Below are 26,189 nucleotides of genomic sequence, written 5' to 3'. Positions count from 1 at the left end.
CTCACCTGTTTTTTCTCTTTACAATGGCGTTCATCCGCCTTATGAACGACAGTTTGCCGCCTTTTTTTCTCGAAAATGGCGTTCATCATGATGATGAAGAACAAGTGGCCCGGGATTTTTGGTTAAATTGGCGTTCATTTGGGTTTATTTTACATTTGAACACCGTTCCCCTTGCCTTTTCTCTTCAAGATGGCGTTCATTGCCCTTATGAACGCCTTCTCACCTATATTTTCTCTTTACAATGGCTTTCATCCGCCTTATGAACGACAGTTTGCCTGTTTTTTCTCTTCAAGATAGCTTTCATTGCCCTTATGAACGCCTTCTCACCTATATTTTCTCTTTACAATGGCTTTCATCCGCCTTATGAACGCCTTCTCACCTGTTTTAACTCTTCACAATGGCCTTCATCAGTTTCATACGCCCTATGCAGGACAGTTCACCGTGAACCAAGCTCGGGGAATGTACTTATTGGTCATAAAAAAAGTTTTAGTGAATCAATAGAATGAGCCGGCTTTTGGGGCAGCCCTGGTTATTAATGGCGGCAACGGAAAAGGTCCCCTTTCCCGTATGCCGCGCATGCAGGCTTTTACTGGTTTTGCAGTTCTTTGATGCGTGCTTCAACCATACTGCATTTTTCAAGATAGTCTTTTTCTTTTGCGCGTTCTTCGGCAATGACTTTTTCAGGCGCTTTTTTCATAAAGCCTTCATTGCCGAGTTTCTTCTGGACACGTTCAACTTCTTTGTTCCATTTTTCCAGTTCTTTTTTGAGGCGGGCCAGTTCTTCCTCAAAATTGATCAAGCCTTCGAGCGGCAGGAACAATTCAACGCCGGAAACGACCGCCGTCATGGCTTTGTCCGGTGCAACAAGGTCAAGCCCCATTTTCAGTTCTTCCGGGTTGCAAAAACGGGTGATGTATGCTTCGTTGCGTTTTAGTACTGCTAAAATTTGTTCGTTCTTCGCTTTTAAATGAAGTTTGATCTTTTTGCTTAATGGTGTATTGACTTCAGCTCGGATATTCCGCACTGAACGGATGATTTCGACCAGAAGCTTCATTTCTTCACTTGCAGCCAAATCGGAAAGGCTGTCGTCCACTTGCGGCCAGGCAGCCGTTGTGATCGATTCCCCCTGGTGCGGCAGATTCTGCCATATTTCCTCCGTAATAAATGGCATGAACGGATGCAGCAATCTCATTGTCTGGTCCAGCACGTAAGCAAGGATCGAGCGCGTCGTTTTCTTCGCGGCTTCGTTGTCGCCATAGAGCGGCAGTTTCGCCATTTCAATGTACCAGTCACAGAAATCGTCCCAAATGAAATTGTATAACGCACGGCCCACTTCGCCAAATTCATATTTATCTGCAAGTTTTGTGACCGTATCAATTGTTTCATTCAAACGGGTTAAAATCCATTTGTCCGCAACCGATTTTTCACCGTTTAAATCAATTTCTTCGTATTTGAGCCCATTCATGTTCATCAATGCAAAGCGGGACGCGTTCCATATTTTATTGGCAAAATTCCAAATTGATTCGACTTTTTCATAGCTGAAGCGCAAATCCTGCCCCGGTGAGCTGCCGGTTGCCAGGAAGTAACGCAAGGAATCAGCACCATACTTGTCAATGACATCCATCGGGTCAACCCCGTTGCCGAGCGACTTGCTCATTTTCCGGCCCTGTTCATCACGAACCAAGCCGTGGATGAGTACATCTTTGAACGGGCGTTTGCCGGTAAACTCAAGCCCTTGGAAGATCATCCGTGATACCCAGAAGAAAATAATGTCGTAGCCGGTAACAAGCGCATCGGTCGGATAATAGCGCGCATAATCTTTCGCGTCTTTGTCCGGCCAGCCCATTGTCGAAAATGGCCAGAGTGCGGAGCTGAACCATGTATCTAAAACGTCCGGGTCCTGTTCCCAGTTTTCAGGATCTTTCGGCGGCTTGACATCCACATAAATTTCGCCGGTTTCTTTATGGTACCAGGCCGGAATTCTGTGGCCCCACCAGAGCTGGCGCGAAATACACCAGTCGCGGATATTTTCCATCCAGTGCAAGTACGTCTTTTCAAAACGGTCCGGAACGAAATGGACTTTGCCTTCCGATTGCTGCATTTTTATTGAGGCATCTGCGAGCGGCTGCATTTTCACAAACCATTGTGTGGAAAGGTATGGTTCAACAACAGCGCCGCTGCGTTCGGAATGGCCGACCGAGTGCATATGATCCTCGATTTTAATCAAAACGCCTAAATCTTTTAAGTCTTTTACGATCTGCTTGCGGCATTCAAAACGGTCCATGCCTTCGTATTTGCCGGCACGCTCATTCATCGTCCCATCTTCATTCATCACGAGGATGCGTTCAAGATTGTGGCGGTTGCCGACTTCAAAGTCATTCGGGTCATGGGCAGGCGTAATTTTTACCGCGCCGGAGCCGAACTCCATATCCACATATTCATCGGCAACGATCGGAATTTCACGGCCGACGATCGGCAGGATGATCATTTTGCCGATGAGATGCTGATACCGTTCATCTTTTGGATGGACAGCGACAGCCGTATCACCAAGCATTGTTTCCGGCCGTGTTGTCGCAATATCTATCGTACCTGACCCGTCGCTTAAAGGATAAGCGAGGTGGTAAAATGCACCCTGCACCTCTTTGTAAACGACCTCAATATCGGATAATGCCGTCTTTGTCGCCGGATCCCAGTTAATGATGTATTCACCGCGATAGATCAGCCCTTTTTTGTACAGTGAAACGAATACTTCTTTCACCGCTTTTGACAACCCTTCATCAAGCGTAAAACGTTCGCGGGAGTAGTCGAGTCCGAGGCCGAGTTTCGCCCATTGCCTGCGGATAAAGCCGGCATATTCTTCTTTCCATTTCCACGTTTCTTCGACAAACTTTTCGCGGCCGAGGTCATAACGGGATTTGCCCTTGCTGCGGAGTTTTGCTTCCACTTTTGCCTGGGTAGCAATGCCGGCGTGGTCCATGCCCGGCAGCCACAGCACGTCTCTGCCCTGCATCCGTTTCATCCGTGTTAAAATATCTTGCAAAGTTGTATCCCAGGCATGTCCCAGATGCAGTTTCCCGGTTACATTTGGCGGCGGGATGACAATCGTGTACGGCTGTTTTGCCGGGTCATCTTTAGCTTCAAAAAATTTGCCTTTCACCCACCATTCGTAGCGCCCCTCTTCAATCGATTTGGGATCATACTTCGTTGGCATACTCGTTTCCTGCTGCTCCACTTCAATCATTCCTTTCAAAAAACATTCTCGAAAAAGCAAAAGCTCCCTTCGCCATAAAAGGACGAAGGGAGCCAAATTCGCGGTACCACCTTTTTTCACGGGCTAAAAACGATCATGCCCGGCACTTTGGGGTTGATAACGGCACTTCACCGGCTTTTGCTACTCCAACGTTTCACAAAAGCTACTCTTGGGCGACCTTCTAATCGTTATTCACATAGGAAATCTTTCAGCATTTGATTTCCCTCTCTAAACGGAACCGCGATTATACTCTTCCCATTCCTTGTATTTATTGCTTTTTCAATTCAATATAGTTTATCGTATCGATTTTTTCAGTAAACGTCAATATGATTGCCCGATTTTGCTGAAAATATTCATCCCTGCCTTAAAAATGATGGGTTCACCCAATGGATAACCGTATCATACATTATTCATAATGGATGTTTTTTAAGGGGTGAAAACGATTGAAAAAAAACTTTAATAAATACACCATCCGCAACTGGGGCCGTAATGCAAAAAGCGTATGCAAACAGCTGATCCTTCCCTTTGCCATTTTCCAGGCCATTCGCACCATCATTTTCCCGACAACATTTGATGTCCTGCTGCTTGCGGTTTTCATCTTCATTTATCTTGGTTTTCAGTATGAATGGTTTTAGGGGCCGGCCCCGCTTTAAGCCATCTAATCGCTTGAAGCGGGCTCAGGCCCCTTTGTCAATTGCATGACAACATATTCTGTGTTTTTCAAAAGCCAGTATTTTTCCTGCAATTTTGCAACGGATCTTACCTCGTGGCGCTTTTGGCCGGTGTAATAGTCCTCAACCACCTGAATAATCGGGCCGGGGTGGGACAAATAGCTGAAAAATAAATGCTTCTCATCTTCATGAAGCGGAAAATAGCTGAAGTATGTGCGAACCCAGTCAACGCACTCGTCAAACCGTTTTGGATAGGTATGAAGCGTTCTTGACAAGAATGGCAGCAGATCGTAAAACGGCGCGGCAATTCTTGACTGTTCAAAATTAGCAAAATAGCCAAGCCCGCGTTCGTCATACAGAAAATGCTCCGTCGAAATTTTTCCGTGGGCGATGACGGTGCGGGCTTTTTCCGTCTCCTTCGATTGTTCGAGCCAAGATTCCAGTTGTTTTTTTGCAAATCCAAGCGCCTGGCTGATTTCATTATAAAAGGTGCAATACAGCAGTTCAAACGGCGACATATATACCTGTTTTTCACAGCGTTCAAGGAATTCTGCGAGAAATTCCTGCTGCCGGTCCCAGCTTCCGGCCGTTTCATCATAATGTTCCTGGCGTTTCTCTTTTGAAATTGTAACTTCTTTTGCTGAGAGGCCATGGAGGCGTGCCAATTCACGGAACATCTTTTGGTGCTTTTCGCCGCGGTCCTCTTTCTCTTCATTGGGCAGCCATGGCATTAAGTAATACAATCCCCCGTTGTACAGCACGCCGTAGCGGCCGTCTAAAGCGGGGTAAACCGGGATGATCCGGTTATAGCCCCGCTGGTATAAAAACTGTACCTGGCGGATAAAGTCCATTCCGGCCTGCGGGGAGATTCTTTTTAATGCAAACATCCCCTGATCCGCATAAATTTTATAGGCTTTCCCGTACCGTTCCATGTAATTTGCCTGCAACCCGTACGCTTTCAGTAAATCTTTCATATCCTGCTGCGACAAATGATTCAACATGATCACCCGGCTCACTTAATCTAATAAATGACTGCATCTGCTATTTATGATTCTCTGCCCTGGCATAGGACGGCACGTATAGAACCTGGCCGGCATACACATCCTGGTTGACTTCCAAATGATTCATCCGCAAAATTTGCTGAACATTGATGTCGTATTTCTCTGCCAGGAGGTCCAGCGTCTCCCCCTCCTGCACGATACAAATCTTGAGTTTGGCAGGCTTTTCTTCAATTTTCCGGGCAAAGAAATCGGTAAGTGAAATCGACTCGAACTTTGATTTCTTTTTCTTCTTCGGAGTCTCTTCTTTTTCCGATGATTCTTCTTCCGCTTCAGCCTTTTCAACAGACGAGGACGAAGACGATTCTTCAGTTTCCGGCTCTTCATTCTGCTTCACGCGAATCGTAGGGGAGACTGTTTCTTCCTTCCATTCCTTTTCTGCTCGCACCGCATATAATTCCGGTTCTTCCTCCGGTTCCTGCTCCGCGTGGACCGCATGCAATTCCGGTTCTCCCTGCAGTTCCTCTTCCACGTGGACTGCATGGGGTTTCGATGCTTCTTTCAATTCCTGCTCCACTCGGACGGGGTGGGATGCCGGCTCTTCCTCCGGTTCCTGCGTTTCCTGTGCCACTTGGATCACAGGGGGTGCCGGCTCTTCCTCCGGTTCCTCTTCCGTGCGGATCGGAAAGGGTTCTGATTCTTCCTTTGTTTCCTGCTCCCTATGGACCGGATGGAGCACGGATTCTGCTGATTCTTCTTCATCCTCCAGCAAATTGACGGGCTGTAAAATATTTGGTTCCTGTTGCTGCGTTTCCTGCTTCCAAGCTTGCTCCGGTTCTGCCTGCGGTTGTGCCCGCGCCTCTACGGTAAACGGTTCATAAAGGCCATCATCGCCACTCTCTTTCGCCTCATCTTTTTCTGCAGACGATTCTTCCGCATGCCCGGCGCGGACTTCTTCATAGTTTTCGATGCTTTCTTCCGCAACATCGTCTGTTGCCTGCTGCCCGATTTCCGGAATCGCTGTCCAGGACTCTTCCTTTTCCTCCCGGGGTGAATCGTCAGCAAAGGTTTGGTTTTCAAATTCAGGCTGCGGCCAATCTGGAATGCCGTATACCTGCTCTTCAGGGGATTCAATCGCAAACTCTTTCCCATCCTCAATATGTGCAGGATGGATCACTGAATCATCCCGCAGCGGAAAGGACGCCGTTTCTTCCTCGTCTTCCTCTATATCAGAGTCGGCAATCCCTTCAATTGCCAAATCCGCGTTCAATTTTAAGCAGTCTGTACCGTGAAACTGGTAATCAAATCCTTCGATATTGACATCCAGCTCATCTAAACTTGTAATTCTTGCAATCGGAATCGTTACATCGACCGGAAACGACTGGTAAAATTCAAATACGCCATCCTCCTGGCGGTACTGTACGGATTGCACATATTTCCGGAACAAAACCTCTTCCCCTTCTTCTTCCCCACAGCCAATGTATTCACCTGATAAATGAAGATTGCCTTTGATCACAACAAATTGGTCGCGCTCCAGAATGGTAATATGGGGATCCAGCGAGATGGATAAGAGTTCTTCTACTTCCTGTCCTTTTTTAAACCAAATCAATTCTTCTAATGAAAATCGTATCGACGATTGACTTTGCGACAAGTTGGCTCCTCCCTTCAATTCCTCCAAAACCATCTTTCAATATGTCATTTACACTGTATGAAGGAAATTGGGAAAATATGATTCTCATTAAACAGAAAGTCTTGCTTTATGGTCCACTCATGATGAACAAACAACCACACAAAAATGCCTGCCCCCTGTTCCAGAAATTCTGAAACGGGGAGCAGGCTAATAAATTTCATCATTTAAAACAACTTTATCCACGGATGGCACGGAACGTTTTTTCTGCCACTTCAATCGTGCGGTCAATGTCTTCGTCCGTGTGGGCAGCAGATAAGAAAATGCCTTCGAATTGGGATGGCGGCAGGAAAACCCCATTTTCAGCCATGCCGCGGTAGTACTGGGCAAACAGATCAAGATCAGATGTCTGCGCAGTCGCAAAATTATAGACCTCTTCATTCGTGAAGAAGACACCAATCATCGAGCCTGCACGGTTAAACGTATGCGGAATTTCATATTTCAAGGCAGCTTCGTGGAATCCGGATTCAAACCGGTCCGCTTTACGGATAAATTCCTTGTACGTTTCCGTTGTCAGCTGCTTCAGTGTTTCGTAGCCGGCTGTCATTGCGAGCGGATTGCCGGACAAAGTGCCCGCCTGGTACACAGGACCGGTCGGGGCAATTTTTTCCATAATGTCAGCCCTGCCGCCGAATGCGCCCACCGGAAGGCCGCCGCCAATGACTTTCCCTAAGCAGGTTAAATCAGGTGTGACATCAAAAAACCCTTGCGCACAATGATAGTCAACGCGGAATCCTGTCATGACTTCATCGAAAATTAACAATGCCCCATACTCCCTGGTCACTTCGCGCAGGCCTTTTAAAAATCCCGGTTTTGGCGGCACAACCCCCATATTCCCGGCGACCGGCTCAACGATAATACAGGCAATGTCTTCGCCGAACTCCTGGAATGCAGTGTGGACCGCTTCCAGATCATTATAAGGAACAGCAATTGTATTTTGCGCAATGCCGGCCGGAACGCCGGGACTGTCCGGAAGACCGAGCGTGGCCACGCCCGAGCCGGCTTTGATCAGCAGTGAATCCCCATGGCCGTGGTAGCTGCCTTCAAATTTTAGTATTTTGTTTCTGCCGGTATAACCCCTTGCCAGACGCAGCGCACTCATCGTCGCCTCTGTGCCCGAGGATACCATGCGGATGATTTCAATCGACGGGACACGTTCTTTCACGAGCGCTGCCAGTTTATTTTCAATAAGGGTCGGCGTACCGAAGCTGGTGCCGTTTTCGGTCACGCTTTTAATCGCTTCAACGACCTGCCCATTCGCGTGGCCGAGAATCAGCGGCCCCCAGGACAAAACATAATCAATATATTCATTGCCATCAATATCATATATTTTAGAGCCTTTGCCGTGGTCCATAAATATCGGATTCATCCCCACTGCTTTAAATGCGCGGACCGGACTGTTGACCCCGCCCGGCATCAGCGTGACGGCTTCCTTATAGGCTTCGATGGATTTTTCATATGTGCGCATGCTTCAACCTCCAATAATATTGCTTTATGATCTGTTACCCGTAAATCTTCCAAATCTTTTTATTCCGCACGTACAGCTTCCAATCAGCGGGACGAGAAAAAAATCCCCCGCTGATGGAAGTTTCATTTTATTCCGCGAGCCATCTTGCCAGATCGAGAGCAAAGTAAGTAATAATCAGATCACAACCGGCGCGCTTCATGCTGGTGATCATTTCCTGCACGATCGCCTTTTCATCAATCCAGCCGTTTTGCGCAGCCGCTTTTACCATAGCATACTCCCCGCTCACATTATACCCAACGACAGGCAGACGGCATTCATTACGGACTTCGCGCACAACATCAAGATAGGATAGCGTTGGTTTTACAATCAGGAAGTCGGCTCCTTCTTCGACATCAGATTCCGCTTCACGCAAAGCTTCGAGGCGGTTGGCCGGATCCATCTGGTATGTTTTGCGGTCGCCAAATGCCGGCGCACTGTCGGCAGCTTCACGAAACGGCCCGTAAAAAGCAGATGCATATTTGACTGCGTAACTCATGACCGGCACGTCTTCAAACCCTGCTTCATCAAGCCCCTGGCGAATGGCAGCGACAAAGCCGTCCATCATGTTGGAAGGCGCAATAATGTCGGCTCCGGCCTCCGCCTGGCTGACGGCTGTTTTTACAAGCAGGTCGAGGCTCGGATCATTTAAAATTTTTCCGTCTTTTACAACGCCGCAATGGCCGTGGTCTGTGTATTCACACAGGCAGGTATCGGCAATTACAAGAATTTCCGGGTAATTCTTCTTAATAAAGCGGGTTGCTTCCTGGACAATGCCATGGTCATGGTAGGCTTCTGTGCCGGTTGCATCTTTATGGGCCGGAACACCGAACAGCAGCACGGATTTTATGCCTGATGATGCCACTTCATCCATGATTTCATGCAGGCGGTCAACCGAATAATGATATACCCCTGGCATCGATGAAATTTCAGTTTTGATATTTTCGCCTTCCACGGCAAAGAGCGGGTAAATCAAATCATTGACCGTAACATTTGTTTCGCGTACCAATGCCCGCATATTCGCACTTTGGCGGAGCCTGCGGTGGCGTGTAAACTGCAATTCTTTCATTTTCGTTTCCTCCAAACTCAGTTTCTCTTTATATACTGGCATAATGCTTCAAGCATTGCCTGGATCGTGTATTCCTTCGGGGCCACAGAAACTTTGCAGCCATATGCTTCAACGGTCCGGCTTGTCACAGGGCCAATGCAGACAATCCCGGTTGTTAACCGGTGCAGATCGATCCCGCTGTCATCGGCTGTTTCTTTAAAATGGCGAAAGGACGATGGACTTGCAAACATCGCATAGTCGAGCTTCACCGTTTTTAAAACTTCCGCAAGTTTTTCTTTATTTTCCTTGGGCAAATACGTTTCATACACAGTCCATTCCTTTACCATTATACCGCTATTCCGCAAAGAATCTGCAATCATTGTGCCCGCCAAATTTCCTTTTGGGAGCAAAACCTCTCCGGCGCCCCGCACTTCGGCTAAAAATTCGGCGGCAAAATCTTTTGCGGTAAAATGTCTTGGTGTAAATGCCACTTTTAATCCGTTATTTTCCATATAAACAGCTGTCTTTTTCCCGACAGCCGCCCAGTTTATGTTCAAATTCTCACATACCACTCCGTTTTGCCGGCATTGCTGCAGAAAAAATTTGACGCCGTTTTTACTCGTAAAAATGATCCAGTCATATTGCGGCAGCGTTTGTATATATTCGGCAGCGTGCGGATCCTCATATGCCCTGAATTCAATCATCGGCACGAGAAAAGCTTTGCCGCCGCGTGCACGGATTTGTTCCGCCAGTTCTTCCCCGCCTTTGCCGCCCCGTGTGACAAGAATATTTTTTCCGCTTAACGGGCCGGGAGCTGTCATGATTGATCAAGCTCCGCTTTCACGCGCTCAATTAATGTTTTAGCACCCCGCCTGCCCAGAATGCCGGCAGCTTGCTCACCTGCAGCCTGCGGGTCGCTGCCTGATACGGTTTCTTTCAACACGGTTTTTCCATCCGGCGAGGCGACAAGCGCGGCCAGCGAAACGGCGCCTTCATCAGTCAGCTTCGCAAGCCCCGCGATCGGAACCTGGCAGCCGCCCTCCATTTTATCAAGGAACACCCGCTCGGCGCGGACGGTTACAGCTGTTTCTTCATGGTTTAATTTTGCAAGTCCTTCCAGAAGTATTGCGTCATCTGCCCGGCATTCGACTGCGAGCGCGCCTTGCCCGACGGCTGGCAGGCACACAGCAGGATCAAGGAATTCCGTCACTGTTTCTGCGCTCCACCCCATCCGTTTCAAGCCTGCAGCTGCGAGGATAATCGCATCATAGTCCCCGTTTCTTAATTTTTCAAGCCTTGTATCAATATTGCCGCGGATCCATTTCATCTCTAAATCCCCGCGCGCCGCAAGCAGCTGGGCACCGCGCCGCAAACTGCTTGTCCCGACTTTTGCCCCTTTTGGAAGGTCAGCAAATTTGACATGGTTCTTTGAGATCAGCGCGTCCCTGCAGTCTTCCCGCTCAGGCACGCAGCCGATAACGAGTCCTTCAGGCAGCACTGCAGGCATATCTTTCATACTATGTACAGCCATGTCAATCTCATGGTTCAGCATGGCTTCTTCAATTTCTTTGACAAACAAGCCTTTCCCGCCGACTTTGGATAATGTCACATTCAGCACTTTATCGCCTTTAGTCACGATTTCTTTGATTTCAAAGCGGAACGGCAGCCCGAGTTGTTCAAGCTGCGCCACGACCCATTTTGTCTGCGTTATGGCGAGCTTGCTCCGTCTCGTGCCGACAGTAATTGTTCTCACTTTAGAAGCCCCCTTTTTAAAAATACAAATGAAAACCGGATAATCCCGTGATGAAAAAGAAATTGACAAACACAATCAAAAAAGCGGCCGTATTCCAATAGGCCAGCCCTTTTCCATAAACCAGGCGCCGCTCTGCAGCATATAAAAGCATGCCATACACAAACAGCACGATGAATGAGCCGATAATTTTCGGATCAAACCAGTGAATTCCCGGCAGTTTTAAATATGCCCACCGCAGCCCGAGGATTAAACCAAGGAGCAGTATCGGAACCGCGATAGCGATCAGGGATTTTGCCAGTTTTTCCAGCTTTGAAAGATCCTGGAGGCGCCATAACCGGTGGCTCCACTTTTTTTCTTTTAGCCACTTATATTGTAATAAATAAAGCAGTGAAAAAACAAAGGATATAGAAAATAAAACATAGGACAGCAAAGCCATCGTAATATGGAGCAGCAAAAGTTCCGAAACCATCTGATTGCCAATCGCACTTTCAGCCATCCGTTCGGGAGCAAAAGTATGAATGGTCATCACGAAAAACCCGATCACATTCGTAAAGAATACGGTAAAGTCGTTGCGCAGCAGGCGATTGATGACAAGTGACAAAGAAACAAGCACCCAGGCATAAAAATAAAGCCCCTCCGACAAGGTCAAAACCGGAAAGCGGCCGGTGCTGTACATGTATAAACATAAAAACACGGTTTGCAGCGCCCACACAATAAAAAGGCAGCGGAAGGCAATCTGATTTGCCTTCCGGTTCTGGTACAGAAAGTCCAGAAAGTACAGCAGGATACTGGCTGCATAGAGGACAATCATCACCTCATGCAATCTTGTCAACTCAAGTAAATACATCGCGCCCGGCTCCGTTTAATTAGAATAAGAAGGTTGGGCCCTGAAATCATTTGGCCTGCTTTCCGCCGCGGTTTCAGGGGACCGTTCCGCCTTTGTTTCCTGCAGATTAAAAATTTGTTGGAACAGTTCAAGGTTTTGCGCCGCATTTGGCCCCCCTGCCAGCTCCTTCGCCTGCGTGATCGGGCTTTTCAGCATCTGATTGATAATGCTTTTCGTATGCTTGCTGATCACTTTGCGTTCACGTTCGGATAAATCGGGCAGTTTGCGTTCGATGCTTTTCATCGTTTCCGCCTGGATCGATAGCGCCTGTTCGCGCAAAGCAGTTATGATCGGGACAACGCCAAGCATATTCACCCATTCGTTAAAGCTTTCAACGGTTTCCCGGATCATGCTCCTGATTTTTTGCGCGGCTTTTTCCCGTTCCCGCAAATTGGATGCAACGACATCTTCCAAATCATCGATATCATAGAGGAAAACCGAATCCAGTTTGCCTGCTGATGGATCAATATCGCGCGGTACAGCGATATCCACCAGAAGAAGCGGGCGGCTGCTCCTTTGCTTTACCGCTTTCTCCAGCAGATCATTGGTCAGTACATAATCTTTTGACGATGTGGAAGAAATCACAATATCTGCTTCCGCAAGCGCCTGATTGAGCTGCTGGACCGTATCCGCCTTTCCATTAAAACGGGCAGCAAGTTTCTGTGCTTTTTCATAGGTGCGATTGATCACCTTGATATGTTGGGCGCCGCTGCCATAGATATTTTCAATCGCCAGCTCGCCCATCTTTCCGGCACCAACAATCAGCACCTGCCTGTTTTCCAGCGAACCGAAGATTTTTTTGGCAAGCTCAACTGCCGCATAGCTGACAGAAACCGCGTTCGAAGCAATTTCTGTTTCTGTATGCGCTTTTTTCGCGACAGTCACCGCATCTTTAAATAAACGATTAAAGATTGTTCCCGTTGTTTTCAATTGCTGTGCCGCCAAAAAGCTGTCCTTTACCTGGCCGAGTATCTGTGTTTCCCCGAGCACCATCGAATCAAGCCCGCAAATAACGCTGCATAAATGCTCAATCGCTTCATTCTCTTCATAAATAAACAAGTACGGGGTAAATTCTTCTTTATCAATATGGAACCATTCAGAAAGAAAATCTTTAATATAATAGCGTCCGGTGTGAGCCTGATCAACAACGGCATAAATTTCCGTACGGTTGCAGGTTGAGACAATCACATTTTCCAAAATGCTTTTTTTATGCTTCAGCGCCGTCATGGCGTCTTTAAGTTCCGCCTCATCAAAAGACAGCCTTTCGCGAATTTCAACCGGAGCCGTTTTATAATTTAAGCCGACTACCATTGTCCTCATAATCTATAGAGGCACCCCCAAACATCATTCTCCAAAAAATAGATGATTTGCAATGAAATTTCATCATCACTTATGTTATCATCATACATATAGAACCCTTTCAATCATTTTCCCTTTTTGTACAGGAAAAATGTTTCCCTTACTGTAAAATAACAAAAATATGCGGTATGTTCAAGTATCTCGTATTGTTGAAAGCAGTGATTCGATGAAAAGCCGGAAGATTTTTCCCGCTATTATCTTAATTGGATTTGGCTTGTATTTTTATCTGCAGCGCTATGAACAAAGCGGTTTTCAAGAATATTTTACCTGGCCGACACTCCTTATCATTGTCGGGCTGGCTTTTCTCGGGCAGGGTTACTGGGGGCGCGAATCCGAATCGATTTTGCCTGGCGTGATTCTCGTTGGGTTCGGGCTCCATTTCCACGTTGCCGGTAAAGTTGCCATTTGGCCCGACAATATCGGGATTTTCATTTTGATCATTGCCCTCGGCTTTTTGCTGCGCTACCAAAAAACCGGTGACGGCATTTTTTATGGGATTTTATTTTTGGCCCTTTCTGTCTTACTGTTATTCTCAGATAAAGCGATAGCCTGGTTCGGCCTGTTTGAAAATCATGTCACATCCCTCGTAAATTTCTGGCCGGCAGTGCTTGTTGTGATCGGCCTTTATCTGCTGCTTTTTAAGCGGAAAGGGCGGCGCTAAAAAGCTGATCATTGCTGTATAATACAAGCTTATGCATTTGGATGTTTTTCTATTTTTAAAATCCAAAAAAGCCCGGGCCGCGGCAAGATGCCGGAACCCGGGTTTTTTATGCTTGTCTTTTTTTGAGGGTGGCCCAGATTTTATCTTTGCCTTCCCCTGTTTCGGATGAAAACAGGATGATTTCGTCTCCGCTTCTTAATTTCAGCGTGTCCCTTGCCGTTTTCAGATGGCTTGCCCACTTTCCTTTTGGGATTTTATCGGCTTTTGTTGCCACCACGATGCAAGGGATCTGATGGTGTTTTAAAAAATCATACATCAGGCAATCGTCATTTGTCGGCGGATGCCTGAGGTCAACAATTAACAGAACGGCTTTTAGCTGTTCTCTTATGGTGATATAGGTTTCAATCATTTTTCCCCATTTTTCCCGCTCCAGTTTTGATACTTTCGCAAAACCATAGCCTGGAACATCGACAAAATACATGCTGTTTTCGATTTTATAAAAATTCAAGGTTTGCGTTTTTCCAGGCTTTGATGAGGTCCGGGCCAGCGCTTTCCGGTTAATCATTTTATTGATAAAAGAAGACTTCCCCACATTTGACCGGCCCGCAAGCGCGAATTCCGGCAGGCGGTCATTCGGATACTGTTCTTTCTTCACCGCACTTATCACCAGTTCTGCCTCGTTTACTTTCATCTCTCTTCACCTGCAATCGCGATTTCGATCACTTCGTCCATATGCGAAACGGGATAAAACGTTAAATCCTCGCGCACGCTTTCTGGAATGTCATCTAAATCTTTTTCATTTTCTTTTGGGATCACGATTTTTTTCAGACCGGCCCGGTGCGCGCCCAGCGATTTTTCTTTCAGTCCGCCGATTGGCAGTACCCGGCCGCGCAACGTTATTTCACCGGTCATGCCGACTTCTTTATGGACGGCGTGCTTTGTCAGTGCCGAAATCAGGGCAGTTGCGATCGTAATTCCCGCGGACGGCCCGTCTTTCGGCACGGCGCCCTCCGGAACATGGATGTGAATATCGTATGTTTCATGGAAATCTTCCGGCAAGCCAAGCTCCTGCGCTTTTGAGCGGACAAAGCTGAAAGCAGTTTGCGCGGATTCTTTCATGACATCCCCTAGTTTCCCGGTCAAAACGAGCTTCCCTTTTCCTGGCGACAGGGATACTTCAATCTGCAGCGTATCACCGCCAACTGTCGTATAGGCCAAGCCGGTTGCGACACCGACCTGGTCTTCCATCTCGGCCTGGCCATAGTGGAAGACCGGCTTGCCAAGAAATTCTTCAAGATTTTTCGCATTCACCGTGACACGTTTTCTTTTGCCGGAAACGATAATTTTTGCCGTTTTCCTGCAAATCTCTGCCAGTTTCCTTTCAAGGCTGCGGACACCCGCCTCACGTGTATAGCGGCGCACAATCAATTGCAGCGCATCTACATTCACGCGCAGCTGGTTGCGGTTCAAACCGTTTTCTTTGATTTGTTTCGCAAGCAGATGGGTTTTCGCAATTTCAATTTTTTCCAGCTCTGTATAGCCGGCAATTGAAATGATTTCCATACGGTCGCGCAACGGGCCGGGAATGGTGGTTAAATCATTGGCGGTTGCAATGAACATCACTTTTGATAAATTGTACGGTTCTTCAATATAGTGGTCACTGAACGTATGGTTTTGTTCCGGATCCAGTACTTCCAGCATAGCAGCGGACGGGTCGCCGCGAAAAACATTGGACATCTTATCGATTTCGTCCAGCAAAAATACCGGATTGATTGTACCGGCTTTTTTCATACCCTGGATGATCCTGCCCGGCATCGCGCCGACATAGGTCCGCCGGTGGCCGCGGATTTCCGATTCATCGCGGACGCCGCCAAGCGATACACGGACAAATTTCCGGCCGAGTGATTTGGAAATTGAGCGGGCAAGGCTTGTTTTCCCGACTCCCGGCGGTCCGACCAGACAGAGGATTGGCCCCTTGATCGATTGGGTCAGCTGCTGGACGGCCAAATATTCGAGCACGCGCTCCTTTACTTTTTCCAAACCATAATGGTCTTCATTAAGGATTCTTTCGGCTTTGGCAATATTTAAATCGTCTGTCGTTGCCTGTGACCATGGCAATGAAATCAGCCATTCCAAATAATTGCGGATCACCGAGCTTTCAGAGGAAGTGGCCGGGATTTTTTCATAGCGGTCTAATTCTTTGAAAGCGGTATTGGCAACCTGCTCGGGCATACCCGCTTGCAGGATTTTTTCTTTCAATTCATTTACTTCCGCCGTTTTACCTTCTTTATCCCCCAGCTCTTTCTGGATCGCTTTCATCTGCTCGCGCAAATAATATTCTTTTTGCGTCCGCTCCATCGATTTTTTTACGCGCTGGCTGATTGATTTTTCCAGATTTAAAATTTCCTGCTCATTTTTGATCAAATCGATCAATTTTTGCATGCGTTCTTTGACATCAATCGTTTCAAGAATTTCCTGCTTTTGCGACAGCTTGAGCGGCAGGTGGGAGGCGATGACATCCGCAGCCCTGCCGCCGTCTTCCATATCTGACACGGATGCAAATGTTTCACTTGTTATTTTTTTAGACTGGCTGATATATTGGCTGAAAAAATCCAGCATCGTCCGCATGAGTGCTTCTGATTCCGGCTCCGAAACGAAATGGTCATCAAATGTTTGGACATGAACGGAGTAATAAGTACCTAAATCCTTGAAACGGGTAATTTTCGCACGCTGCACGCCTTCAACCAGAACACGGATTGTCCCGTTTTGAAGTTTCATCATTTGATTTACTTTTGTGAGCGTGCCGATTTGATACAGATCTTCCTGCTGCGGTTCATCAATGGACACATCTTTCTGTGCCGTTAAAAAGATTTCATTGCCATTAATCATCGCTTTTTCAAGGGCCTGGACAGAATAATCCCTTCCCACATCCAGATGCAGAACCATGGAGGGAAACACGAGTACTCCTCTTAAAGGAAGCAAAGGCACATGATATCCGGTTTGAACTTTCATAAAAAGCACCCCTATCTCTTCACTGTTTAAAAGGGGGCTGCCTGATTAACCCCCTAATAACGCATTGTCATTAAAATGTTTATTTAAAGCGATGTCCAGCACTTCTTCCAGTTTGAATACAGGCAGGATTGAAATTCCTTTTATTTCTTTTAAGGACGTCTGCATGTTTTCGGCAGGTATGATGACCGTTTTTGCCCCGGACTGTGCCGCTGCTTTAACTTTCGCATAAACGCCGCCGATCGGTTTGACATTTCCGTGAATACTGATTTCTCCTGTCATGGCCACCGTATGGTCAACCGGAATTTTATAAATGGCCGAATAAATACCTGTTGCCATCGCAATCCCCGCTGACGGACCGTCAATCGGAATGCCGCCCGGGAAATTAACATGGATATCGTATTGGTCGGCAGGGACCCCCATTGTTCTCAGCACTGTGATGACATTCTCAATGGACCCTCTTGCCATGCTTTTTCTGCGGACGGATTTGCCCTGCCCGCCGATGCTTTCTTCTTCGACGATGCCGGTAATATTAATCGTGCCTTTTTCTTTTGCCGGGATCGCCGCAACTTCGATTTCCAAAAGCATCCCCATGTTTGGTCCGCTTACGGCCAACCCATTGACAAGCCCGACTTTCGGCTGATCCGCAATCTTTTTATCGTAGCGCGGGGACAGCTGGCTGGATTGGACAACCCATTCAAGGTCTTCATTGAGGATATGATCCCGTTCCGCCTGGATAGCAAGCCCGGCTGCGATCTGCACCATATTAACAGCTTCCCTGCCGTTTCTCGTATACTGTGCTAAAATATTTAACCCATGCTCATTGATCGCAACCTGTATTTTATCGGCTGCTTTTTTTGCAACTTGAGCAATTTCGCGGCGGTCCAATTCGCGGAAGAAGACTTCCATACAGCGGGAACGGATGGCAGGCGGAATCTCATTGGGTGTCCGTGTTGTTGCCCCGATCAGCCTGAAATCAGCCGGCAGCCCGTTTTGGAAAATATCGTGAATATGATTCGGGATATCCCGGTTTTCGGGGCTGTAATAGGCGCTTTCCAAAAAGACTTTTCTGTCTTCCAGTACTTTCAATAATTTATTCATTTGGACCGGATGCAATTCCCCGATTTCATCGATAAATAAGACGCCGCCATGTGCATGGGTTACCGCTCCCTGTTTCGGCTGTGGAATGCCGGCCTGCCCCATGGCGCCCGCCCCCTGGTAAATCGGATCGTGGACCGAACCGATTAACGGGTCGGCAATGCCCCTTTCATCAAAGCGGGCCGTGGTTGCATCCAGTTCAATAAACACGGACTGGCTGTTGAACGGGGATTTTGGATTTTTTTTAGCCTCTTCCAACACCAGCCTGGCTGCAGCGGTTTTCCCCACCCCTGGAGGTCCGTAGATAATCACATGCTGCGGATTGGGGCCGCATAAAGCTGCCTGCAGGGCTTTAATGCCGTCTTCCTGCCCGACGATATCATTGAATGAGGAAGGCCGCACCCGTTCAGCCAGAGGCGCCGATAATGAGATATCCCTCATTTTGCGAAGCTGTTCCATTTCTTTCTTTGATTCACGGTCTATGGTAACTTTTTGCGTTTTTTGGTTTTTGAGCAGATTCCAAAAATAAAGCCCGATAATCACACCAAAAAATAATTGAATGAATAAAGCAATCCCAGTCCAGCTCATCCAGTTCCCTCCAAGCGTTTTTTCATACTGACATGTTTTGGTTTTGGCTGAAGTACTGCCGTTATTTTTATACATGTAGTATCTCCGCAGGGAAAAAGGAATAAACGCAGTTTTTAAGGATCTGCCGGATTGGCGGGAAGAAAAAAGAGGCAAGCGAGATTGCTGCCCCTTTTCTTGAAATCATACTTGTTTTCTAATAAGACAGCGCCCGGCTGCAGTGCCAAACCCCTGAATTCCATCATCCCCATCCCGTCATAAAACGGCTTACATAGAGGCAGGGAACATGCACTTGCCGGGGCTGATGCAGCATTTTCGGGTTACGCTGTTTTGGTTTGGTCGCTGCCTTCAATGATCGTGCCGTCTTTGAGAATGAGTTTTGGAAACTCTTTTGTAAGCACGGATTCTTTTGTAACGATACATTTTTCAATGTCTTCACGGGATGGCAGATCAAACATGACATCCAGCATAATGCCTTCAATAATCGACCGTAAACCGCGGGCGCCGGTTTTTCTTTCAATTGCTTTTTTCGCGATTTCTTTTAAAGCTTCATCGTCGAATTCCAGTTCAACATGATCCAGCTCAAGCATTTTTTTGTACTGCTTGACGAGCGCATTTTTTGGTTTCGTCAAAATTTGAATCAGCGCCTGTTCATCCAATTGTTCCAAAGTCGCAATGACCGGCAGGCGGCCGATAAATTCCGGAATCAGCCCGAATTGGAGCAAGTCTTCCGGCAGCACATGTTTCAGCAGCGTTTTTTCGTCCAGATCATCATGCTTCGAATCACTGCCGAAACCAATGACTTTCTTGCCAAGGCGGCGTTTGATAATTTGGTCAATGCCGTCAAATGCGCCGCCGCATATAAATAGAATATTCGTGGTATCAATTTGGATAAATTCCTGATGCGGGTGTTTGCGTCCGCCTTGAGGCGGCACGCTGGCAACTGTTCCTTCAAGGATCTTCAGCAGCGCCTGTTGTACACCTTCGCCGGACACATCACGCGTAATGGACGGATTTTCCGATTTGCGGGCAATTTTATCGATTTCATCAATGTAGATGATGCCTTTTTCGGCTCTTTCCACATCGTAATCCGCTGCCTGGATCAGCTTCAGCAAAATATTTTCCACATCTTCCCCGACATAACCTGCTTCAGTTAACGAGGTCGCATCGGCAATCGCAAACGGCACATTGAGAATACGCGCCAGTGTTTGCGCAAGCAGGGTTTTCCCGCTCCCGGTCGGCCCGATTAGACAGATGTTGCTCTTTGTAAGTTCGACTTCATCGACTTTGCTGTTGGAGTTGATCCGTTTATAGTGGTTATACACGGCTACCGCAAGCGATTTTTTCGCCTCTTCCTGGCCGATTACATATTCAGCCAGAATTTCGCGGATTTCCTGCGGTTTCGGAATATCTTTGAATTCCACTTCTTCTTCGGTGCCAAATTCTTCTTCTACAATTTCCGTGCAAAGTTCAATGCACTCATCACATATATAGACGCCAGGACCAGCGACTAATTTACGCACTTGGTCCTGTGATTTACCACAGAAAGAACATTTTAACTGTTGTTTTTCATCGCTGAATTTAAACATTCCATTCACCCCTTAATTTTAACTTCTTCAAAATGGATTGACAGCCACTGTGTGCCAAATATCCGGGCACCATTTCTTATACCCCCCACTCACCATACAACTGATTTGCCATGGATTCATCAATATGTATTTGGATTGTAACACAAAATAACAACGAACAGGTAATATAATGCTGTCTATACTATTCTACACGCTTATGTAAAAATCCTACTTAATCAAGATTTTCCCTAAAACAGGCTTTATATTCTTCTCTATGTATACTTTTAAACGGGCAGTTTGTACCATTTTAGAAAACAAGACACGAACTTTTGCCGTGCCTTGATTTCTCTATCTATATTATGCAATAGTTTTGCTGTTTTGCACAAGGAATTCGATTGCCTTGCGCGTTTTTAAATCGGATTGAATGCCTTCTAAAGAACCCAGCGCACGTTTGATGTCTTCTACAGACATCTTGTACATTTCAGACATGTTGGCGAGTTCTGCTTCGACTTCTTCGTCCGATACTTCCAGATTTTCCGCATCGGCAATCGCTTCAAGCGTTAAACTATAGCGGACACGTTTTTCCGCATCTTCTTTCATTTGATCGCGGAGTTCGGATTCTTTTTGGCCGGAGAATTGATAATACAGATCCAGGTTCAGACCCTGTTGAGACAAGTTTTGTTCAAATTCCTGCATCATCCGGTTTACTTCTGTGTTTACCATTGCTTCAGGAATATCAATTTCTGCATTTTCAGCTGCCTTCATGACCACTGCATCTTCAATGGCATGTTTAGCGGCATGTTCTTTGGAATGTTTCAGGTTTTGCTTGATTTTTTCTTTCAGGGCATCCAAAGTTTCGACTTCATCATCCGCATCCTGTGCGAATTCATCATCAAGTTCAGGCAGATGTTTTGACTTGATTTCATGGACTTTCACCTTGAATACAGCAGGTTTGCCGGCAAGATCGGCAGCATGGTATTCTTCAGGAAATGTCACTTCAACCTCTTTTTCATCGCCGGTTGCAACGCCCACTAATTGTTCTTCAAAGCCGGGGATGAAGCTGTTTGAACCCAATTCAAGGGAATAGTTTTCAGCTGCGCCGCCATCGAATGCTTCGCCATCGACAAAGCCTTCGAAATCGATCACAACCGTGTCACCCATTTCAGCTTTCCCGTCTTCTTTAACAACGAGCTCAGCAAGGCGTTCCTGCATATTCTTTAATTCTTTTTCAACATCTTCATCGGTTACTTCTGTATCCGGCTCTTCAACTTCCAAGCCTTTGTATTCGCCTAATTTAACTTCAGGTTTAACTGTCACAGTCGCTTTGAAGATTAAAGTTTTTCCTTTTTCGATTTGTTCCACATCAATATTTGGCGTATCGACTGGTTCGATGCCGGTTTCGTCAATTGCTTTTGCATATTCTTTTGGAACCAGCATATCAAGTGCATCCTGGTACAGAGATTCTACGCCGAAACGTTTTTCAAAAAGTGCACGCGGCATTTTTCCTTTTCGGAAACCCGGCACATTGATTTGTTTAACTACTTTTTTAAAGGCCTTATCCAAGCTTTCATCAACAGCTGCAGCATCTACTTCAACTGTCAGAACGCCTTGGTTGCCTTCTGTTTTTTCCCATTTTGCAGACATACATTTCCCTCCAACAATCTATAAATAGTAATGGAATCACAAAAATAAATAGATAGGCTCTTTGTCGATATTCCTTATCTATCGGCTTTTTCCAAATGATTTTAATTGAAAAAAGACAGTATGCAACCATTTAATTATAACATAGGTTTTTTGTCTTTCAAGAATCCGCTACAGATTCGGCAAAGAAATTTGTTCTAATTCATCAAGATACGCAATCGCGTCCTGGAGTGCCTCCCAATTAACGGAATAGTACATCGCAATTTTTTCCATATACTCATCCTGGCCGTATAAACGGAGCCCCAGGCTGTAGTAAGCCGCCGCCCAAAGCTCGACATCAAAAGGATCCGGTTCAAACGGGTACAACAGGAAAAAATGCCGGTCCATCATCGTTTTAATGTGGGTGAAAAGCGTGGGATTCTTTTGTTCAACGTCTTTTGACAGTTGATGGAGCAGGAGATTGTACAAAGGCGTTTCAAAAATCGGCATGAGTTCAGCCGGGCTGATGGTATCCCGTCTGCCGAATTTCTGAATTTCAAATACATCTGTATTTTGCTGTTCTTTTAATACATTGATCAACAGGGTTTGAATAAACGGATGCTGGTTAGGGTCCTGAATATACGCCTTGATTTCATCCAGATAGGGCTGAATATTTTCATGAACCAGTTTTGAAATTCTGAATATCTGTTCCTGCAAATCGTCCGAATCAAAAAGTTTTGCATGTGAACCGGATTCCGGCATCGCATCCTTGCCTGGGAGGCGTTTTTCGCTGAAAACCAGCAGCTTTTCATAATGCCCCTTTTTTTCAGGCGGCAATTCTTTTTCTTCCAGCAGCACATTGATCATGCTTACGATTTCTTCATGCTCACCCAATTGTACAAGAATCATCAGAAATAAGTCCATGATCTCGAAGTAATCGCCAATGCCCCGGTGCAGCAAGTCCCTTCCTTGTTCTTTCGCCTCTTGATAATCACCGATTTGGTATAGTGTAATCATCAAGGCCTTCCCGACTTCCGCATCGTCCGCGTCCAGGCTGCGGGCCTGGCGCAGCAAATCGGCAGCTTCTTTATACGCTTTTTCTTCAATGCAGTCCAGCCCCCGCTTCAGCAATCGTTCTTTCAACTGCGGAAACAGCACTACATTGCTTTTTTTCGGTTCTTTTTCTTCATTTTTCATCTTTCGACCGCCTTCTTCATCATCCGTCACTAGTGTAGCATGACGGCCTCTATTTGACAAAAAACGGGCTTTCCGGCAAAACAAAAAGGCCAAACACCGTAACCATTCCCTTAAGTGTTCGGCCTGTACGATCCGGCTTATTCTTCATCTTTTTTCGGTTTTATGTTGGTCGCATCTTCATCTTTGGCAAATTCTGTACTGTAAGCAAGTTGCTGCCGTTTCGATTGTGCCGGGCGTCCGGATTTTTCCGTGTCTGATTTCAGCAAATACCGGTGCACAAACACTTCCGAAGCAGAAATGATGATGGCGGCAATGATGCTGCCCCAGGCAATCTGCAGATAATGATTCAGTACCACGCTTCCGAAAATCCATACGGCCGCATAGACCAGCAGAAAATCCACTACTGTTGCTTTCCAGTTCCCAATCCGCGGCAAAAGCAGCAAATCACCAATAATAAATGAAACAACGGTAACAAGCAGACTGAATGACAGAATATCCGTAATGTTTGCGTCAAAAAATAAATCAAGTGCAATCGCAAAGGCAATGATTGCAACAACTAATTTCATTATAAGCGCTGTAGCATATCGCAAAATAAAGTCCTCCCTTTTTAAACTTACAGCCAAAACAGGAATTTTTTCGTTTTTGCTGGACAGTTTTACTTTTAGTTTGTCCAATTTGGCGGTGATTAAACACGAAATTTCATCTGATTATCTTTTTAACGGCTGTAAAAAAGGGTAAAGCAGTACCGGCAGATATTTTTTTAATGGAGGGATACAATGAAAAAATCAACGGCGAATCTCATTTCGGGTGCTTTACTTTCAGCAGGCGGGGCTGTACTGGCAATGGCCGCTTGCAGCAAACTGCGGAAAGATCAATACGAAACACTTGAGGATACAGATATGAGAAACAGCAAAAAATCGACCGGATGGAAAGCGTCGATGCCGGAAAAGATCCGGATGAAAAAGGGCTGACACAACTTGATTCCACCCACCGCTCCGAATGGGTCGCAAACGGCTTTCCGCAAACCCATCAAAAGATGAAAGAGCTGGAAAAAGAAGAATGAAAATAAAATTTATCTTGTGGCAAGTGAAGAATGAGGACAATAACCTAAATTCAATACTTAAGCAAACAGGGCTTTAATTAAAGCCCTGTTTGCTTTATGGTCGTTTGATTTAGAATACCTGCAGTGTTTAATCATGCTGCCAATGGTTTTGTAAAAAGTTTTTTAGTGCTAACAAGGTCATAAACATGCTCCATGTGAATAAGATTGTTTCTGATGTAAGAATATTTCTTTCTCTTTTTTGCAGCGACCATTATATTTGGCCAGTATGTGATGTTTTCAATCTCTTCCCAGAAAAATAAAAAATGCTCAATTTGTCCTAACTGGACGTGGATACGTCCCAGGAGGGATTCGAACCCCCGACCGACGGCTTAGAAGGCCGTTGCTCTATCCAGCTGAGCTACTGGGACATTTTTCAAATTTTTTCTCAGGAACATCTATTATTATACTGAGCAAACAATGTATTGTCAATAAAAATTTTTTGCCTTCCCTATATCTCCGATTGCGCTCCTAAAAAATAAGCAGCAATCGGAATGTTTGACTGAAATAAACATAAGATTAGATCGTAAAGACCTGGCGCAAGTCCTGCAATTCGCGGTGCTTGTCCGTGTAAAAAGAGACGCGGATGGCATTGCCTTCTTTCTCAACGATCGCATAGGTTTTTTCAACCCTCCCCCTTGGCATCAAGAGGCTCCCCGGATTGAGAAACAGGCGGTTGTCAATGATTTCAGCACCGAGCATATGGGAATGACCGAAAAATACAAAATGAGCACCGACTTCTTTCGCTTTATAGGACAAATTCATTAAGGTCATTTTCACATTATAATGATGGCCATGCGTCACAAAAATCGTATTGCCGCCGATTTCTTCCGTAATATCAAGCGGAAATTTTCTTTCGTAATCACAGTTGCCGCGGACCGTGAGAAAATCCTTGATTTCTTTCTGCCCCGCCCTGAGTTCAGAATCCCCGCAGTGGATCATGGCATCCACTTGATCGCGGTAACGGTTTTCAAGTTCAAACAGTTCATCTGTCAAACCATGGCTGTCACTAACAATCAGCAATTTCATTTTTTTCCCTCCCCGAAAATAAGATGCAAGGAATCCGCTAATTTCGTCAATGCGTTCGCCCGGTGGCTGATTTTGTTTTTTTCGTGCGGAGGGAGCTCGGCCAATGTTTTTCCGGACGGCAGCATGAAAATGGGATCGTAGCCGAAGCCGTTACCGCCTCTCCGTTCACGTGTAATGATTCCCTTTAAACTTCCTGAAACGGTAAACGTTTGTTTGCCCGGCTGCGCCACCGCCAGCGTACAGTAAAATGCTGCTGTACGCTTATCATCCGGCACTTTCTCCATTTCAGCAAGCACCTTGTCAATATTGGCTTCGTCATTTTTATCTTCCCCGGCATAACGGGCCGAAAATACACCTGGCCTGCCATCGAGCGCGTCAATCACCAGCCCTGAATCATCCGCGATCGCCGTAATACCGAACGCTTTGGAAACAGCCTCCGCTTTTAAAATGGCATTTTCTTCAAATGTGCGCCCCGTTTCCTCCACATCCATCGCATCTTTAAAGTCCAGCAGCGTTTTTACTTCTAACCCGTACCGGGAAAACAGCGCTTCAAATTCCTTCGCTTTCCCTTTATTTTTCGTTGCAATGATAACAACCGGCACCATTCGTTCCCCCTATTTTTCATAATTTATTTTATGTATGTTTGCTACTGCTTGCCGCGCAAATCACCTGCGTATTGCCGGCATAAAATCAGGACAGATCCTTCCGCGTGAATGAAACAATCGCTTTCAATATGTACCGGCTTTAACCGGGATGATTCCCGCCCATGCCACCTGCACTGCATGGCTGTCCCTGAAAAGTTGCAAATGTTACAATATGTACCGGCTTTAACCGGGATGATTCCCGCCCATGCCACCTGCACTGCATGGCTGTCCCTGAAAAGTTGCAAATGTTAATCGAGTAGGAGGCTAATCATTATTTGATTAGCCGACCTCTCACACCACCGTGCGTACGGTTCCGTACACGGCGGTTCTAAAGTTTACGACCTTACAGACAGATAATAATCCAGAAAACTTATATACCTTGCTCTTCGGAAGAGTTCGTTTGTTAAGGTTCTGGTTAAGATATGGCTGCCGGCAATTCTCCAGTAGCCTTTTCTTGTGTTTGCCCATTCCCAAGCTTTACTTTTATTGATCCCTAATTTCTTGAGCCAATAAAATCTTGTGC

Annotated in this window: 21 protein-coding genes, 1 tRNA gene, 2 pseudogenes and 1 other annotated feature; of the genes and pseudogenes, 4 read left to right on the top strand and 20 right to left on the bottom strand. The window is 46.2% G+C overall.

The window, feature by feature from the left end; genetic code table 11:
• Nucleotides 1–41: 41 nt before the first annotated feature.
• A complete protein-coding gene (locus tag C232_RS19720) occupies nucleotides 42–263 on the top strand; it encodes a hypothetical protein (protein WP_155891532.1) in 222 nt (73 codons plus the stop codon).
• Between the two features lie 323 nt (nucleotides 264–586).
• On the opposite strand, the gene C232_RS0102555 is transcribed toward C232_RS19720, so the two are convergent.
• On the bottom strand, nucleotides 587–3,241 hold the full coding sequence (locus C232_RS0102555) for a valine--tRNA ligase (RefSeq protein WP_018660949.1): 2,655 nt from the start codon (nucleotides 3,239–3,241) through the stop codon (nucleotides 587–589).
• Between the two features lie 45 nt (nucleotides 3,242–3,286).
• Nucleotides 3,287–3,522 (bottom strand) — a binding site (T-box leader).
• A 171-nt stretch (nucleotides 3,523–3,693) separates the two neighbouring features.
• On the opposite strand from C232_RS0102555, the gene C232_RS0102550 reads away from it, so the two are divergent.
• On the top strand, nucleotides 3,694–3,885 hold the full coding sequence (locus C232_RS0102550; protein ID WP_018660946.1) for a hypothetical protein: 192 nt from the start codon (nucleotides 3,694–3,696) through the stop codon (nucleotides 3,883–3,885).
• A 23-nt stretch (nucleotides 3,886–3,908) separates the two neighbouring features.
• Here the strand turns inward: C232_RS0102550 and ysxE are convergent, their stop codons facing one another.
• The 8 genes from ysxE to hemA all read right to left on the bottom strand — a co-directional run bounded on the left by ysxE (nucleotide 3,909) and on the right by hemA (nucleotide 13,117).
• Nucleotides 3,909–4,922, bottom strand: coding sequence for a spore coat protein YsxE (gene ysxE, locus C232_RS0102545; protein WP_018660944.1), 1,014 nt, complete (start codon nucleotides 4,920–4,922; stop codon nucleotides 3,909–3,911).
• A 40-nt stretch (nucleotides 4,923–4,962) separates the two neighbouring features.
• Nucleotides 4,963–6,570, bottom strand: a complete 1,608-nt coding sequence (locus C232_RS0102540; RefSeq protein WP_018660942.1) for a LysM peptidoglycan-binding domain-containing protein — start codon at nucleotides 6,568–6,570, stop codon at nucleotides 4,963–4,965.
• A gap of 214 nt (nucleotides 6,571–6,784) precedes the next feature.
• On the bottom strand, nucleotides 6,785–8,074 hold the full coding sequence (gene hemL, locus C232_RS0102535) for a glutamate-1-semialdehyde 2,1-aminomutase (RefSeq protein ID WP_018660940.1): 1,290 nt from the start codon (nucleotides 8,072–8,074) through the stop codon (nucleotides 6,785–6,787).
• Nucleotides 8,075–8,201: 127 nt separating this feature from the next.
• Nucleotides 8,202–9,179, bottom strand: a complete 978-nt coding sequence (gene hemB, locus C232_RS0102530; protein WP_018660939.1) for a porphobilinogen synthase — start codon at nucleotides 9,177–9,179, stop codon at nucleotides 8,202–8,204.
• A 17-nt stretch (nucleotides 9,180–9,196) separates the two neighbouring features.
• The gene (locus C232_RS0102525) at nucleotides 9,197–9,979 is read right to left on the bottom strand and encodes a uroporphyrinogen-III synthase (protein WP_018660936.1); all 783 of its coding nucleotides are present in this window, start codon (nucleotides 9,977–9,979) and stop codon (nucleotides 9,197–9,199) included.
• On the bottom strand, nucleotides 9,976–10,911 hold the full coding sequence (hemC, locus tag C232_RS0102520; protein WP_018660934.1) for a hydroxymethylbilane synthase: 936 nt from the start codon (nucleotides 10,909–10,911) through the stop codon (nucleotides 9,976–9,978). Before hemC ends, C232_RS0102525 begins: the two co-directional genes overlap by 4 nt.
• Nucleotides 10,912–10,927: 16 nt before the next feature.
• Nucleotides 10,928–11,758, bottom strand: coding sequence for a cytochrome c biogenesis protein CcsA (ccsA, locus tag C232_RS0102515; protein ID WP_018660932.1), 831 nt, complete (start codon nucleotides 11,756–11,758; stop codon nucleotides 10,928–10,930).
• A 15-nt stretch (nucleotides 11,759–11,773) separates the two neighbouring features.
• A complete protein-coding gene (gene hemA, locus C232_RS0102510) occupies nucleotides 11,774–13,117 on the bottom strand; it encodes a glutamyl-tRNA reductase (protein ID WP_026314447.1) in 1,344 nt (447 codons plus the stop codon).
• Between the two features lie 205 nt (nucleotides 13,118–13,322).
• On the opposite strand from hemA, the gene C232_RS0102505 reads away from it, so the two are divergent.
• The gene (locus C232_RS0102505) at nucleotides 13,323–13,817 is read left to right on the top strand and encodes a LiaI-LiaF-like domain-containing protein (protein WP_018660928.1); all 495 of its coding nucleotides are present in this window, start codon (nucleotides 13,323–13,325) and stop codon (nucleotides 13,815–13,817) included.
• 106 nt (nucleotides 13,818–13,923) lie between these two features.
• Here C232_RS0102505 and yihA read toward each other — a convergent pair whose 3' ends face one another.
• The 7 genes from yihA to C232_RS0102465 all read right to left on the bottom strand — a co-directional run bounded on the left by yihA (nucleotide 13,924) and on the right by C232_RS0102465 (nucleotide 23,484).
• Nucleotides 13,924–14,508, bottom strand: a complete 585-nt coding sequence (gene yihA, locus C232_RS0102500; RefSeq protein ID WP_018660926.1) for a ribosome biogenesis GTP-binding protein YihA/YsxC — start codon at nucleotides 14,506–14,508, stop codon at nucleotides 13,924–13,926.
• Nucleotides 14,505–16,829 carry an endopeptidase La gene (gene lon, locus C232_RS0102495; RefSeq protein WP_018660923.1) on the bottom strand — a complete coding sequence of 775 codons (2,325 nt, stop codon included), beginning with the start codon at nucleotides 16,827–16,829 and terminating at the stop codon, nucleotides 14,505–14,507. Before lon ends, yihA begins: the two co-directional genes overlap by 4 nt.
• A gap of 45 nt (nucleotides 16,830–16,874) precedes the next feature.
• Nucleotides 16,875–18,512 carry an ATP-dependent protease LonB gene (gene lonB / locus C232_RS0102490; protein WP_026314446.1) on the bottom strand — a complete coding sequence of 546 codons (1,638 nt, stop codon included), beginning with the start codon at nucleotides 18,510–18,512 and terminating at the stop codon, nucleotides 16,875–16,877.
• A 317-nt stretch (nucleotides 18,513–18,829) separates the two neighbouring features.
• A complete protein-coding gene (gene clpX, locus C232_RS0102480; protein WP_018660917.1) occupies nucleotides 18,830–20,098 on the bottom strand; it encodes an ATP-dependent protease ATP-binding subunit ClpX in 1,269 nt (422 codons plus the stop codon).
• A 336-nt stretch (nucleotides 20,099–20,434) separates the two neighbouring features.
• The gene (gene tig, locus C232_RS0102475) at nucleotides 20,435–21,721 is read right to left on the bottom strand and encodes a trigger factor (protein ID WP_018660916.1); all 1,287 of its coding nucleotides are present in this window, start codon (nucleotides 21,719–21,721) and stop codon (nucleotides 20,435–20,437) included.
• Nucleotides 21,722–21,889: 168 nt separating this feature from the next.
• Nucleotides 21,890–22,894, bottom strand: coding sequence for a tetratricopeptide repeat protein (locus C232_RS0102470; protein ID WP_018660914.1), 1,005 nt, complete (start codon nucleotides 22,892–22,894; stop codon nucleotides 21,890–21,892).
• A 137-nt stretch (nucleotides 22,895–23,031) separates the two neighbouring features.
• Nucleotides 23,032–23,484 carry a YndM family protein gene (locus C232_RS0102465; protein ID WP_018660912.1) on the bottom strand — a complete coding sequence of 151 codons (453 nt, stop codon included), beginning with the start codon at nucleotides 23,482–23,484 and terminating at the stop codon, nucleotides 23,032–23,034.
• Nucleotides 23,485–23,670: 186 nt separating this feature from the next.
• On the opposite strand from C232_RS0102465, the pseudogene C232_RS18340 reads away from it, so the two are divergent.
• A pseudogene (locus tag C232_RS18340) lies at nucleotides 23,671–23,957 on the top strand (hypothetical protein).
• A gap of 333 nt (nucleotides 23,958–24,290) precedes the next feature.
• Here the strand turns inward: C232_RS18340 and C232_RS0102455 are convergent.
• The 4 genes and pseudogenes from C232_RS0102455 to C232_RS0102435 form a co-directional block, all read right to left on the bottom strand.
• A tRNA-Arg gene (locus C232_RS0102455) sits at nucleotides 24,291–24,364 on the bottom strand.
• A gap of 148 nt (nucleotides 24,365–24,512) precedes the next feature.
• Complete coding sequence (locus C232_RS0102450; protein WP_018660910.1) at nucleotides 24,513–25,022, bottom strand: metallophosphoesterase family protein; 510 nt, start codon at nucleotides 25,020–25,022, stop codon at nucleotides 24,513–24,515.
• Nucleotides 25,019–25,624: an XTP/dITP diphosphatase gene (locus C232_RS0102445; RefSeq protein ID WP_155891534.1), complete on the bottom strand. Its 606-nt coding sequence runs from the start codon at nucleotides 25,622–25,624 to the stop codon at nucleotides 25,019–25,021. The genes C232_RS0102450 and C232_RS0102445 overlap by 4 nt, the downstream gene beginning before the upstream one ends.
• A gap of 377 nt (nucleotides 25,625–26,001) precedes the next feature.
• A pseudogene (locus tag C232_RS0102435) lies at nucleotides 26,002–26,189 on the bottom strand (group II intron reverse transcriptase/maturase); the annotation flags it as partial.

It is taken from the genome of Heyndrickxia acidiproducens DSM 23148 (genome assembly GCF_000374345.1).
Classification (GTDB): Bacteria; Bacillota; Bacilli; order Bacillales; family Bacillaceae_C; genus Weizmannia; species Weizmannia acidiproducens.
Note: the sequence above shows the minus strand (reverse complement) of the source record. Positions and strands in the feature narration are given on the sequence as shown.